Source organism: Pseudomonas spartinae (assembly GCF_965197125.1).
GTDB classification, from domain to species: domain Bacteria; phylum Pseudomonadota; class Gammaproteobacteria; order Pseudomonadales; family Pseudomonadaceae; genus Aquipseudomonas; species Aquipseudomonas composti_A.
In genome coordinates this window covers 605121-618045 of record NZ_CBDAMB010000001.1, presented here as the reverse complement: position 1 = coordinate 618045, position 12925 = coordinate 605121, and the positions used below count along the sequence as shown (strand labels likewise).

The following is a 12925-nucleotide window of genomic DNA, read 5'->3' as shown; positions in this document are numbered from 1 at the left end:
GAAAAGGCGACAAATGGTAAGTCTGGCGGAGCCTACAGCGACTTCCAGAGCGAGTCAAAATCTTCCTCCCCGGCAGGCTTCTGGCTTTGCGAGGCTGTGACCGGTGTCCCGGCTGCGCCTTCTTCTTCGCCCACGCGGCGGTACTCGAACTGACTGAAGCTGCCGGTGCTGACCTGCTTGTGGGTGAGCATGGCGCGATGCTCTTCGCCGTGGTCGTTGATCATCACCTTGCTGCCCTCTTGGAACGGCAGGCGCGGGGTGATCAGGCTGGCAGGGCGGGAGATGGCGCTGATTTCCGGTAGCAGCAGGGCGCGCAGGTACTGGCTGCTCTGTTCGGATTTGCGCAGCAGCTGCAGGCCGCACGGGCGCGCATGCGGGGCGATCAGTTCGATGCCCATCTGCGTGCCGCCACCGCGAACCTGGCGAATCCAGCGCACGATGGCCACGCTCCAGCCCTGGCTCGGGTTGTCCTGCACGCCGAGCAACTCGCCGGCCTGCAACTGGCTGGGCACGTCCTTGGGCCAGGACAGGCAGTAGCCGCCTGGGCTGTGATTGACGATGGCCAGCGGGAAGGTCGGATAGTCCTCGCTGCTGCTCGTGGGTTGCGGCTGTTCGCCAGGCGTCACCTTGGTGTACTGGATTTCTTCGAAATGGATTTCGTCAGCGGCAGTGCGCTGAGCGTCGAAGGCGTTCGACCAGACGTCAGGCTCGCCGGTCGTTGGCTTGAATACCGCGGCGCCCAGTTCGACCGGACGCTTGAGTACTTCGGCGAAGCTGCGCTTGCCGGAGAGGAAGAAATGCAATGCGGTCATGCCGATGCACAGGGTCAGGTTGCCCTGGCCCGGTGTGCGCTGGAAGGTGCGCTCGGCGATGTCACCCCAGGCTGCTGCGACATGTTGTAGCAGGTCGAGGCTGATGCCTTCCGGAATCATCAGGCGCGATTTGCTTCGCTCCTCTTCCGGCAGTTCGAGGTATTCCTTGATCGCATCGACCAGTGGCTGCGTATCGATACCCAACAGGTTGTGCAACTCGCTGCTCTGGTACAGCGACTTGTAGCGTGGTGGGCCGTCGATCTGCGGCGCCAGTACGAACAGGCTGTCCGGATGGTCACCCGGCTGCAGCTTGACCAGCGTGCTCCAGGGCTCCAGCGCTTCTGCCAGGCGGGCGATGCCGTTCTGCCGCATCTGGTTGGTGCGGGCGCAGCCTAGCAGCAGTGCGGTCACGTAGGACTGTTCGGTGCTCAGGCCTTGGGTGTGGCGGGCCAGTGGATCACGAATGACCTGACGCTGCAGGCGTTGCTCGCAGGCGATCTGATACAGCTGGTGCAGCTCCAGCCAGAGTCCCTCGGGCACCGGGCAGTAAAGCTGGCTGGCGCGGATCAGCGGGCTGCACAGGCTGTGGCTGGCGCGTTGCAGGGCGACGGCGAGCAGTTGCTCGCGATCCTTGCCGCTGCGGCTGATAACGCGGGAGATGATCAGTTTGTAGCCGACGGCCAGGTGGTTCTGCAGCGCCTGGCATAGGTTGGCTACCTTACGTGGGCGCTCATCGAGCACGATGGCCTGGTTGAGGAAGTGCCGCTCCAGATGCTGGCAGACGAAGCTGACCTCCGGGCGCAGCAGCTCGAGCAGTTGCAGGCGGTTTTCCGAAGGGGTGAGGAGTTGGTTGAGTTCCACCAGGCTCTGATACAACTGCCGCGCGGTTTCACCGATGTTCGCCTTGGGTAGGCCTGCAATCCAGCGTTTGAGATCGCGGGGGGTGCCGTCACAGAAGCTGAGGCTCTGCTTGCTTGGCGTGGGTACGCGCAGTAGCTGAAGGTGGGTACTCTGTTTATCCATCAAACTTGGAGGCTCCGGCCACGCACTAGCAAGCGGCTCTAGTAATAGTCTTTCGAACTCTAGCAGCATCTGGCTGCGCTGGCAGCCCGTCCACTTGGACGGGCAACCCAGGCAGGGTATGGATCTTTGACCAGACCGTCGTTATGCGGGTTCCTGTTCCTTGGCGTTCAGCCCTGAGCGTTGCCCAGCAGTTGGCCCATGCGTACCGCGCTGCCGGCATCCAGCTCAGCGGCCCATTGCACCTGATTCGGGCCGAACAGGACGATGGCAGTTGAACCCAGTTTGAAACGACCCATTTCCGCTCCTGTGGCCAGTTCGATCGGGCCGCGCGCATGCGCGTCATAGCGAGTGCTCTTCAGTTCGCGCTTGGGCGGCGTGACCAGCCCGGCCCACACGGTTTCGACGCTGGCAACGATCATCGCGCCGACCAGTACCACGGCCATCGGGCCGCGCTCGGTATCGAACAGGCAGACCACGCGCTCGTTGCGGGCGAACAGTTCAGGTACGTTCTCCGCCGTGGTCTGGTTGACCGAGAACAGGCGGCCCGGCACGTAGACCATCTCCTTCAGTGTGCCGCCCAGTGGCATGTGCACGCGGTGGTAGTCCTTGGGCGAGAGGTACACGGTGGCGAACTGGCCGCCCATGAACGGTGCCGCGCGCTCGGCATCACCGCCGAGCAGTTCGACCGCACTGAAACTGTGGCCCTTGGCCTGGAAGATGCGGCCATGCTCGATGGCACCGAGCTGGCTGATAGCGCCGTCGGCAGGGCTGAGAATGGCGCCGGGGGTTTCATCCAGCGGGCGGGCGCCATCTTTCAGGGCGCGGGTGAAGAAGGCGTTGAAGTGCTCGAAGGCGCGCAGGTCTTCGACTTGCGCTTCGCTCATGTTGACCTGGTATTGCTTGGCGAACCACGAGATCAGTGGATTCTTCAGCCAGCCGATACGGCATTCGGCGACGCAGCCGATCAGGCGCGACAGCAGGTGGTGAGGCAGCAGGTACTGGCTGAGGATAAAGAGACGTTGTTTCATCGTGCTTCCTTGAAGGTTCTGAACCGGCACTGGCTTGGCCAGGCCGGGGATATCTGATCGTCGACGCGTTCAGCGTTCGATGGGGGTATCGGGCAGGTTGCCCCACTCGGACCAGGAGCCTGCGTAAGCCTTCACGCGCGGATAACCGAGCGCCTTGGCGACCACGTAGCTGAAGCCGGAGCGGCGGTGCGTCTGGCAGTGGGTGATCACTTCCTTGTCGGGCGTGATGCCCAGGCCTTGCAGAACGTCGGCGATGTCGGTGCGGATGCGCATGCCGCGCTGTGGGTCCATGCCGGCCGTCCACTCGAAGTGGGTGGCGCCGGGGATATGCCCGCCACGTGCCGAGCTGAGTTTTTCGCCGCGGTACTCATCTGTGCCGCGCACGTCCCAGATGGCCATGTCGCTCTGCCCCAGGCGCGACTCTATGTAGTCGCGGGTTGCTGTGGGGGCATCGCTCAGCATCAGTTGCACTTCGCTGCGGGTGACGTTGGGCACTTCCTGGCTCAGCTCGAGACCGTCGCCGACCCAGGCCTGCAAGCCGCCGTTGAGGAAGTGGTAGCGCTGATGACCGATCACGTCGAGCAGCCAGATGAAACGACCGGCCCAGGGGCCGCCTTCGTCGTCGTAGACCACATATGTGGCGTCCGGGCGGTGACCGATGTCGGCGAACAGCGCCTCCAGCTTGGGGCGCTCGGGACACAGGCCGGGAGCCGGCGGCTGGCCCAGCTGCGTGCGCTTGGCATCGACCCAGCGCGCGCCGGGGATATGGCCCGCTGCGTAGCGTGCTGCGCCGCTCAGGTCGAGCAGGATCAGATCGCTGGCGTCCAGGCGTTCGGCCAGCTCGGCCGGCTCGATCACCAGGGGCAGGTTGTCGAAGGCGGACATGACGGCCTCCTCGTATGAAAAGAGGTCGATTGTAGCGGAAACAGGTCGCTTCAGCGCCCGCGTCTGGAAAAGCTGCCGAGCGCGCGTTCGATGCACTGCACGGTCTTGCCGAAAGCTTGCAGGCTCAGGTCGTTGAGCGGCTGGCCGCCCTGGTCCGCGACTACCAGCATCACCACCCGGCCATTGCTGGCCAGCGAGCGCAGCAGCAGGTGCTCGCTGGGAAACAGTGCCTTGAGGTTGCCCGGCAGCAGCGCCGAGAACTGCGCCACGTTGCCGGGTGTCAGGCGCAACTGACCCGGCGCGCTGAGCAGGCGCTTCAAGACCTGGCTCTGTGCCGGGTCGAGGCTGAGGTTGGCTGCTCTGGCCTCCAGGCCGGCCTGCTGCTGGGTTTGCAGGCGGGTGTGCTGGCGATCGGCAAGCAGCAGCAGTACGCGCTTCAGGCCGCACGCCTGCAAGGCGTCGCGGGCGCAGCCAGTCAGCTGCGGCACGTTGGCGAAAACACTGGGCTCGGCGAGCAGGCGTGCACAGTGCTGACGCCAGGTGGCGAGGTCATCGCGTTTGGGTGGCGCCGCGACGTTCGCGGCTGGCGTCAGGCGGTGGGCGTCCCAAGGCCAGATCAGCGCCTGCGCCGGGTGCCAGAGTGTAGGGTCATGAATCAGGCGTGCGCTGCTCACGGCGTGCTGGTGCACTTCCTGCTGCAGCTCGTTCAGGGGTATCTGCAGATACAGTCCGGTCAAGCGCTGCCAGCGCAGGCTGTGTGCGCTGTTCCAGGCCTGGTGCGCCGATACCGCGAGGCCGTTGGCCAGCAGCACGCAGTTGCCCGGATGAGTGAGCCAGTGTCGCAAGGGCGTGTCGGCGTCGAGCATCTGCTGTTGATGCAGGGGATGTTCGTTGTCGCGGGCGATGTGCAACGCCTTGACCAGTTGGCGTCGATCTCGCTCCAGCAAACGGTAGCTGCGTACGATCCATTCGGGCAGGCGCCAGCGCTCGGCCAGTTTGACGCACAGCTGAATCAGGCTGACGCCGAGCAATTCCTTTTCGACCACGGCAGGGCGCTCGCCCTTGAGCAGTACGCGCTGCTCCCAGGCTTCGAAGAGCTGAGGATGAGCGCACAGCAGCGGCCAGATAGGGGAGAGAAACAGCAGGCTGCAGCCGTGCAATTCATTCCACAAGCGCGCCAGGCGTGCGCCGAACAGGCCGCGAGCCTGTTGGCTGGCGTGCTGGCTGATCAGCAGGATCTGCTTGAATGCCAGAGGTATGTCACTTTCTGGCAGGGCCGGCGCTTGGTTGAGCAGGGCTTCGCAGCGGCTCAGGCCCAGACGCGAAAGGGCGGTCTCGACGCTTTCAGCGGGGTCGCTGAGGCTGTTGTTCGACTGGTTGGCTTCACGCAGTACCTGCAAGGCAAAGGAGGGACTTGCCTCTATCGCCTCGGCAATTTCGCGCCAGGTCCGGCGGCTGTCGGCGAGGATGCGACGCAGACGCAAATGCTGCTGCTGCTCGATTGGCAGTGGCAATTTGCCCAGTTGTTGTACCCAGGCATCTAGCGTGCGCGGCAGGGACTTTGACGTCGACATATTGGCTCGAGTCGAAACTGGCTTTTGACCATAACTGGCTATAGTCTGGCGTATAAGCTCCGATAATTAGAAGGGTTGTTTTTAATAACCCACCCTCTTGGCTCTTCAAGCGTTTCTTTCATGGCAAAAATCATAGGCATCATCGTCGTTTTCGGCTGCGTATTCGGTGGGTTCGTGCTATCGGGCGGTCATCTGATGGCACTGGTCCACCCTTTCGAAGTATTGATCATCGGCGGCGCGGCGCTCGGGGCATTTCTGCAGGCCAACCCTGGCAGCATGTTCATGACGGTGTTCAAGAAGTCGCTGAGCATGTTCGGCAGCCGCTTCACACACGCCTATTACCTCGAAGTGCTCAAGCTGCTGTACGAGATTCTCAACAAGAGCCGCCGTGAGGGCATGATGGCCATCGAGGCGGACGTCGAGGACCCCAACGCCAGCCCGATCTTCAGCAAGTACCCTGGCGTGCTCAAGGATGCGCGGATGACGGCGTTCATCTGCGACTACCTGCGCATCATGTCCTCAGGCAATATGGCGCCGCACGAGCTGGAGGGCCTGTTCGACATGGAGCTGGCCAGCCTCAAGGAGGAAGTGGAGCACCCTGCCCACGCAGTGGCCAAGGTCGCCGACGGCATGCCGGCCATGGGTATCGTGGCGGCGGTACTGGGTATCGTGATCACCATGTCGATTCTTGCCGAGGCCGACAACGCGCAGATCGGCGAGAAAGTGGGTACGGCGCTGGTCGGTACCTTCCTCGGTATTCTCGCTTCCTACGGTTTCTTCGGTCCGCTTTCGGGGGCCCTGGAGCATGACGCCAAGGAAGAGTTGAACCTTTACGAGGCGATCAAGGCGACGCTGGTCGCATCCGCTTCCGGCATGCCGCCGACTCTGGCTGTCGAGTTCGGGCGCAAGGTACTGTACCCAGCGCATCGCCCGAGCTTCAGCGAGCTCGAGCAGGCCATGCGCGGCAACTAAGCCATGGAAAATAACCAACCCATCATCGTCAAGCGGGTCAAGAAGACCGCTGGCGGGCACCATGGCGGTGCCTGGAAGATCGCCTTTGCCGACTTCGCAACCGCCATGATGGCGTTCTTCCTGGTGATGTGGCTGATGTCCTCGGCTACGCCTGAGCAGAAACGCGCGATTTCCGGTTACTTCCAGGACCCTATCGGTTTTACCGAAAGTGCCAGTCCCTATGCCATCGACCTCGGCGGCACGCCGACGCCGGCTCCCGAGCGGACGCTCAATCCGGACGTTTCCGAGACGCCGGAAAGCCAGCCGGACGAGACGGGAGTCAGTACCGACCAGGTCGAAACCCTGGCCGAGAAAATGGAGCAGGAGCGTCTGGAGCTGCTGCTGCAGGAGTTGCAGAACAAGGTCGAGGAAAACCCCGAGCTGCAGCGTTTCAAGGACCAGATTCTGTTCGAGATCACCCAGGATGGCCTGCGCATCCAGATCATGGACGCCGAGAACCGGCCCATGTTCGCCCTCGGCAGTGCTGATCTTCAGCCCTATTTCGAAGACATCCTGCTGGCCATGGCCGACACCATTCGGGCGGTACCGAACAAGATCAGCGTCAGCGGTCATACCGATGCCAAGCCTTTCGCGGGGCGCGGCGATTTCGGCAACTGGGAGCTGTCCTCCAATCGCGCGAATGCCGCGCGGCGAACCCTGGTGGCGGGTGGGTATCCGGACGAGCAGGTGGCGCGAGTGGTCGGTTATGCCTCGTCGGCCCTGTTTGATCGCGAGGATCCGTTCAATCCCGTCAACCGGCGCATCGATATCGTCGTGCTGACCAAGAAGGCGCAGCGCGCGATCGAGGGCGAGCAGGGTGCGGGTACGGAGCCGTCAGCTCAAGAACCGACGCCCGCCGGTACTGCACCTGCGCAGCCGGCCGACGCACTGCCGGCCGATCAACTGCGTGAGCGGTTGAATATCTTCGAGAATGGCAACAGCCCGCTCGAGCAACTGAACAATCAGTAATCGTCTTGCGGCAGGCTGGCGAGAATGTGCCGGTAGCTGGCCATGCGCTGAGGCTGCACGCGGCCGTCCTCCAGGGCTTGCAGCAGGGCGCAGCCGGGCTCGCGGTCGTGCTTGCAGTCGCGAAAACGGCAACGCCCGAGCAGGTCGTGGAATTCGATGAAGCCGGCTTCCACGTCATCGCGGCTGACATGGCCCAGGCCGAATTCGCGGATGCCGGGGGAGTCGATCAGCTGACCGCCGCCAGGGAAATGGAACAGGCGCGCGGTGGTGGTGGTGTGCGTGCCCTTGCCGGTCAACTCCGACAGTGCGCCGACTCGGGTATCAACCCCAGGCAGCAGGCTGTTGACCAGGGATGACTTGCCCACCCCGGACTGGCCGACGAAGACGCTGACGTGGCCGTCGAGGCGCTTCTTCAACTGCTCCATGCCATCGCCCTGATGGGCCGAGACCTCCAGCAGCGGGTAGCCCAGCTGGCGATAGACCGCGAGCAGCGCATCCAGCGCCACCTTGTTCTGCTCGTCGATGAGGTCGGCCTTGTTCAGTAGCAGCAGGGGGCTAATGCCGGCATGCTCGGCGGCGACCAGGTAGCGATCGATCAGGTTGGCGTGCGGTTCGGGCAGGGGCGCGAAAACGATGACGATCAGGTCGACGTTGGCAGCCACCGGCTTGAGCTGGCCGCGCATGTCGGGGCGGCACAGTTCGCTGTTTCTCGGCAGCTGCGCGACGATGACGCCGTCACCCTGATTGCCGGGGCGCCAGACCACCTGGTCGCCGGTGACCAACGCCGGTAGGTTGGCGCGCAGGTGGCAGCGAAAGATCTGGCCGGCCGACTCGCCCTGCAAACCCTCGATCTCCACTTGCACACCGAAGTGCGCAATGACCAGGCCGGTCTGTTCCGGGCCCAGGTCTCCGCCTTCCAGTGCTTCCACCGCCCGCGATTCGCGTTTGGCGGCGCGAGCGGCGCGTTCGCCCTGAATCTTTTCGATACGCCAGCTCTGGCGGCGGTTGAGTTGGCGTTTGGCCATGGAGTTTCCGGGGGGTAGTGGAGTGTTGATCGCGGCGAGTTTAGCATGAGCGCTCGGTGGCCATTCGGCTGTCAGGAGCAGAGGCTGGCAATGATGACAGGCGGGGAGGGGGCGGTGCTGCGGCTGCCGCTGCTGCGTGCTCTTTTGGCGCAGGGATTGGCCATTGCGCTGGTGGTGGTGCTGGTCTATCTGTTGGCCTTGCTGCCCTGGCGCATGTCGCTGTTTTCGGTGGCCCTGCTGCAGGGCGTGCTGGCCGCCGGCATCGGTTGGCGCCTGGGGCTGTCGCGTTGGTGGTTGTGGATAAACCTGGCATTTCTGCCGGCGCTGCTGATGCTGCAGCGCGTCGATTTGCCGGCCTGGCTGTTCCTGCTGGGATTCGTGCTGCTGCTTCTGGTCAACTGGAACAGCTGGCGCGAGCAGGTGCCGCTTTACTTGAGTGGGCGCAAGGCGCAGCAACGTCTGCAGCAGTGCTTGAGCGAGCTTGAGCCGCCGCTGCGTTTCGTCGATCTCGGCTGTGGCACCGCAGGCACCTTGCTGCGGCTGGCTCGGCAGTTCCCGCGCGGGCAGTTCGTAGGAGTCGAGACGGCGCCGCTGCTTTTCGTGCTCGCCTGGTTGCGCTGCCTGTTGCAGGAAAACTGCAGTATTCGCTATCGCAGTATCTGGCGGCTCGATTTGCGGTCTTTCGATGTCGTTTACTGCTTTCTCTCGCCTGCGCCGATGCCTCGCCTCTGGGCCAAGGCGCAGGCTGAGATGACTGCCGGCAGCTGGCTGATCAGTAATACCTTCGAGATTCCCGGGGCGCCGGCCGACCGGCAGCTGGAGGTCAACCAAGGACGGCAGACCTCGCTGTTTCTCTGGCAGATCAGGGGAGCGGATATCCGCTAGACTTGGCGCCTGAGTCTAGGAGCAGCCAACCATGCAAAACCCCAACAACCTGATCTGGATCGACCTGGAAATGACCGGCCTGGAGCCGGAGCGCGACGTGATCATCGAGATGGCCACCATCGTCACCGATAGCGAGCTGAACGTGCTGGCCGAGGGGCCGGTCATCGCCATCCATCAGAGCGACGAGACACTGGCCGGCATGGATGAGTGGAACACTCGCACCCATGGCCAGAGTGGCCTGACCCAGCGTGTGCGTGACAGTCGGATCGACGCCGCTACGGCCGAGGCGCAGACCATCGCTTTTCTCGAACAGTGGGTGCCGAAGGGCAAGTCGCCGATCTGCGGCAACAGCATCGGTCAGGATCGTCGCTTCCTCTACAAGTACATGCCGGCGCTGGAAGCCTACTTCCACTACCGCTATCTGGACGTGTCGACGCTGAAGATTCTGGCGGGGATGTGGGCGCCCGAGGTCAAGGACAGCTTCGAGAAAACCGGCACGCACCAGGCGCTGGATGACATTCGCGAGTCCATTGCCGAGCTGCGCCACTACCGTAAGCACTTCCTCAAGGTCTGAGTCGGCCCGTCCTGTAGGGCGTAGCGGGCGATTCCCTCGCCGGTTGCAGCTGGGTTAGAGCGCGCCATGCCGATCCAGCGCCCACTCGACATGCTCGCGCACCAGTTCCGATGGGTGTTCCCGGCGTGCCTGCAGGGCCTGTAGCACCGGGATGGTCGAGGGCGCGTTGCCCAGGCCGACTGCCAGGTTGCGCAGCCAGCGCTCATAGCCGGCGCGGCGTAGCGGCGAACCCTCGGTTCGGCTGAGAAACTCCTCTTCCGTCCATAGGAACAGTTCGGCCAGGCCGCTGTTGTCTAGGCCGTGGCGTGGCTGGAAATCGCCCTGCTCGGTGGGGCGGGCAAAGCGGTTCCAGGGGCAGACGATCTGGCAGTCATCGCAGCCGAACACGCGGTTGCCGATTGGCGCGCGCAGTTCTTGCGGGATCGAGCCCTTGAGCTCGATGGTCAGGTAGGAGATGCAGCGCCGGGCATCCAGCATGTAGGGGCCGGCGAAGGCGGCCGTGGGGCAGATGTCCATGCACGCGCTGCAGCGCCCGCAATGTTCGCTGGTATGTGGAGTATCGACAGGCAATTCAATGTCGACGAACAGCTCGCCAAGGAAGAAATAGCTGCCAGCCTTGCGGTTGAGTACCAGGGTGTTCTTGCCGATCCAGCCCAGGCCTGCCTTTTCGGCGATGGCCTTTTCCAGGACCGGGGCGCTGTCGACGAAGGCACGGTAGCCGAATGGGCCGATCCGCTGCTGGATGCGCTCGGCCAGTTGCTGCAGGCGCTTGCGGATCAGCTTGTGGTAGTCGCGGCCCAGTGCGTAGCGCGACACGTACGCCTGCTCCGGCTCCTTCAGGCGCTGAGCCATCTGCGTATCGCCGGGCAGGTAATCCATGCGCAGGGACACCACGCGCAAGGTGCCGGGTACCAGCTCATCCGGGTGCGAGCGTTTGCTGCCATGGGCGGCCATGTAGTCCATTTCGCCCTGGTAGCCGGCCGCCAGCCAGCGTTGCAAGTGCGCCTCGTGCTCACCCAGCTCTACATCGGTAATGCCGACCTGCTGAAAGCCCAGCTCACGCCCCCAGTCCTTGATCGACAGGGCGAGGGCATTGAGGTCGAGTGTTTGATTGGGCATGAGGCGGGCGCGGGCGATGGACGTGGGTATAATTCTGCCAGACATCCGTCGTGAGCGAGTCATGCATCCACTTCCCGCTTCTTTGCCCATGAGCCTGCACAGCGCTGAACAGGTGCGCGCGCTGGATGCTCAGCTGATAGCCGCTGGTACGCCAGGCTTCGAATTGATGCAGCGTGCCGCCCATGCTGCCTGGCGCGCCCTGCGCAGGCGCTGGCCGGATACGGGCGAAATCACCGTGCTGGCTGGGCGTGGCAACAATGCTGGTGATGGTTATCTGATCGCCGCACTGGCGCAGCGCGCGGGTTGGCGCGTGCGCGTGCTGGCGGTAGGGGATCCGGCCGCGCTCAGTGGTGACGCCGCCCAGGCCTGCGCCGAAGCCCGGCGTGCGGCTGTGGAAATTCTGCCCTGGAGCGAATGCGCGCCCTTGGCTGGGGTCGTGGTCGATGCGTTGCTCGGTACGGGCCTCAGTGGTGCGGTGCGAGAGCCCTATGCCCAGGCGATTCGCATGCTTAATCAGAGCGCGTTGCCGGTGCTCGCCGTGGACATCCCCTCCGGTTTGCATGCGGATACTGGCGCGCGGCTGGGTGTGGCGGTGCGCGCCGATCTGACCATGACCTTCATCGCCCTCAAGTTGGGCCTGCTGACGGGCGTTGGCCCCGAGCTGTGCGGCGAACTGCAGTTCGACGACCTGCAGGGCGACGCGCAGCTGTTGGCAGATGCTCCCTGCGAGGCTCTGCGCCTCGATCCGGCGAACTTGCCGCGCCTGGCTGCTCGTTCGGCACTGGCGCACAAGGGCCAGTTCGGCCACCTGCTGGTGGTGGGCGGTGATCTGGGCATGGGCGGCGCTGCGCTGCTGTGCGCCGATAGCGCGCTGCGCGCTGGTGCCGGCATGGTGTCTCTGGCGACGCGAGCCGAACATGTCGCGGCGGCGCTGGTGCGGCGCCCCGAAATCATGTGTGCTGCGGTGGCTTCGGCCAATCAGCTGTTGGCACTGATCGAGCGCGCCGATGTCTGCGTAGTAGGCCCAGGCCTGGGGCAGGGCGCTTGGTCGCGCAGTTTGCTGTCTGGCGTCTGTGCTTTCGATGCGCCCCAGGTCTGGGATGCCGATGCGCTGAATCTGCTGGCTGCCGGGCGGGTCACGTCGCCGCGTCAGGGTGTGTTGACCCCGCATCCGGGCGAGGCCGCGCGTTTGCTGGGCGTCGATACTGCCGAGGTGCAGGCTGATCGAGCGGCTGCGGCGCGGGCGCTGGCGCAGCGTTTCGGGCTGGTGGTGGTGCTCAAGGGCGCTGGCAGCCTGATCGCGGCGCCGGACGGGCGTTTGGCGTTGTGCGATCGTGGTCATCCGGCGATGGCCGGTGCGGGGCTGGGCGATGTCCTGGCAGGCCTGGTCGGCGCGCTGCTGGCGCAGGGGATGACCGCATACGATGCCGCCTGCCTGGCAGTATGGCTGCATGCGCGAGCTGGCGAAATGCTCGCCGCGCAAGGGCGTGGGTTGGCTGCCGGTGATCTGTCCGGCGCCATTCGTCAGTTATTGGAGGAGTTGTGTCCTTGTGTGAAGTGAAGCTCGAAGCGGCTGACGAGGCCGTGATGATGGCCTTGGGCGCGCGGATCGCTGAGGCCAGTGGTGGCGTCGGCATCATCTATCTGCATGGCGACCTGGGCGCCGGCAAAACCACCCTTTCTCGTGGCATTCTGCGCGGCCTGGGCCACGCCGGTGCGGTCAAGAGCCCGACCTTCACCCTGGTCGAGCCCTATGAAATCGGTGATCTGCGCGCCTTTCACTTCGATCTCTATCGCCTGGTCGACCCCGAAGAACTGGAGTTCCTCGGGATCCGCGATTACTTCGAAGGTGATGCCCTGTGCCTGATCGAGTGGCCGCAGCGTGGTGCGGGCGTTTTGCCAAAGCCGGACATGGACATTACCATTAGCCCCCAAGCGAGCGGCCGTTCGCTGTTGCTGCAGGGGCACGGGGCTCGTGGGGAGGCCTGGTGCAAGGCCCTGAGCGGCAAGCAATGAATAA

12 protein-coding genes are annotated in these 12925 nt (G+C 64.1%); 6 read left to right on the top strand and 6 right to left on the bottom strand.

Translation table 11 applies throughout. The annotated features are described in order from the left end of the window. Window positions 1–32 precede the first annotated feature (32 nt). The 4 genes from ACN8M7_RS02860 to ACN8M7_RS02845 form a co-directional block, all read right to left on the bottom strand. A complete protein-coding gene (locus ACN8M7_RS02860) occupies window positions 33–1835 on the bottom strand; it encodes a cyclic-di-GMP receptor FimW-related protein (protein ID WP_061237429.1) in 1803 nt (600 codons plus the stop codon). Between the two features lie 167 nt (window positions 1836–2002). Continuing rightward, window positions 2003–2863 carry an archaetidylserine decarboxylase gene (asd, locus tag ACN8M7_RS02855; protein WP_061237430.1) on the bottom strand — a complete coding sequence of 287 codons (861 nt, stop codon included), beginning with the start codon at window positions 2861–2863 and terminating at the stop codon, window positions 2003–2005. A gap of 69 nt (window positions 2864–2932) precedes the next feature. Continuing rightward, window positions 2933–3748 carry a rhodanese-like domain-containing protein gene (locus tag ACN8M7_RS02850; RefSeq protein WP_490259702.1) on the bottom strand — a complete coding sequence of 272 codons (816 nt, stop codon included), beginning with the start codon at window positions 3746–3748 and terminating at the stop codon, window positions 2933–2935. 50 nt (window positions 3749–3798) lie between these two features. Further along, window positions 3799–5322, bottom strand: coding sequence for an HDOD domain-containing protein (locus tag ACN8M7_RS02845; protein ID WP_490259701.1), 1524 nt, complete (start codon window positions 5320–5322; stop codon window positions 3799–3801). Between the two features lie 120 nt (window positions 5323–5442). Between ACN8M7_RS02845 and motA the strand changes: the two genes are divergently transcribed. Beyond that, window positions 5443–6294, top strand: a complete 852-nt coding sequence (gene motA, locus ACN8M7_RS02840) for a flagellar motor stator protein MotA (RefSeq protein ID WP_490259700.1) — start codon at window positions 5443–5445, stop codon at window positions 6292–6294. 3 nt (window positions 6295–6297) lie between these two features. Beyond that, window positions 6298–7302: a flagellar motor protein MotB gene (gene motB, locus ACN8M7_RS02835; RefSeq protein ID WP_061237434.1), complete on the top strand. Its 1005-nt coding sequence runs from the start codon at window positions 6298–6300 to the stop codon at window positions 7300–7302. On the opposite strand, the gene rsgA is transcribed toward motB, so the two are convergent. Further along, window positions 7296–8327, bottom strand: a complete 1032-nt coding sequence (gene rsgA / locus ACN8M7_RS02830; RefSeq protein WP_490259699.1) for a small ribosomal subunit biogenesis GTPase RsgA — start codon at window positions 8325–8327, stop codon at window positions 7296–7298. The two genes, motB and rsgA, sit on opposite strands and share 7 nt — an antisense overlap. A 90-nt stretch (window positions 8328–8417) precedes the next feature. On the opposite strand from rsgA, the gene ACN8M7_RS02825 reads away from it, so the two are divergent. Further along, window positions 8418–9212, top strand: coding sequence for a class I SAM-dependent methyltransferase (locus tag ACN8M7_RS02825; protein WP_061237436.1), 795 nt, complete (start codon window positions 8418–8420; stop codon window positions 9210–9212). 31 nt (window positions 9213–9243) lie between these two features. After that, entirely contained in the window at window positions 9244–9786 is a 543-nt protein-coding gene (gene orn / locus ACN8M7_RS02820; RefSeq protein WP_490259698.1) for an oligoribonuclease, read from the top strand. Window positions 9787–9840: 54 nt separating this feature from the next. On the opposite strand, the gene queG is transcribed toward orn, so the two are convergent. Beyond that, window positions 9841–10905 carry a tRNA epoxyqueuosine(34) reductase QueG gene (queG, locus tag ACN8M7_RS02815; RefSeq protein ID WP_490259697.1) on the bottom strand — a complete coding sequence of 355 codons (1065 nt, stop codon included), beginning with the start codon at window positions 10903–10905 and terminating at the stop codon, window positions 9841–9843. A 61-nt stretch (window positions 10906–10966) separates the two neighbouring features. Between queG and ACN8M7_RS02810 the strand changes: the two genes are divergently transcribed. Both ACN8M7_RS02810 and tsaE read left to right on the top strand, forming a co-directional pair. After that, the gene (locus ACN8M7_RS02810; RefSeq protein WP_490259696.1) at window positions 10967–12466 is read left to right on the top strand and encodes an NAD(P)H-hydrate dehydratase; all 1500 of its coding nucleotides are present in this window, start codon (window positions 10967–10969) and stop codon (window positions 12464–12466) included. Continuing rightward, window positions 12454–12921 carry a tRNA (adenosine(37)-N6)-threonylcarbamoyltransferase complex ATPase subunit type 1 TsaE gene (gene tsaE / locus ACN8M7_RS02805; RefSeq protein WP_490259695.1) on the top strand — a complete coding sequence of 156 codons (468 nt, stop codon included), beginning with the start codon at window positions 12454–12456 and terminating at the stop codon, window positions 12919–12921. Before ACN8M7_RS02810 ends, tsaE begins: the two co-directional genes overlap by 13 nt. Window positions 12922–12925 lie beyond the last annotated feature (4 nt).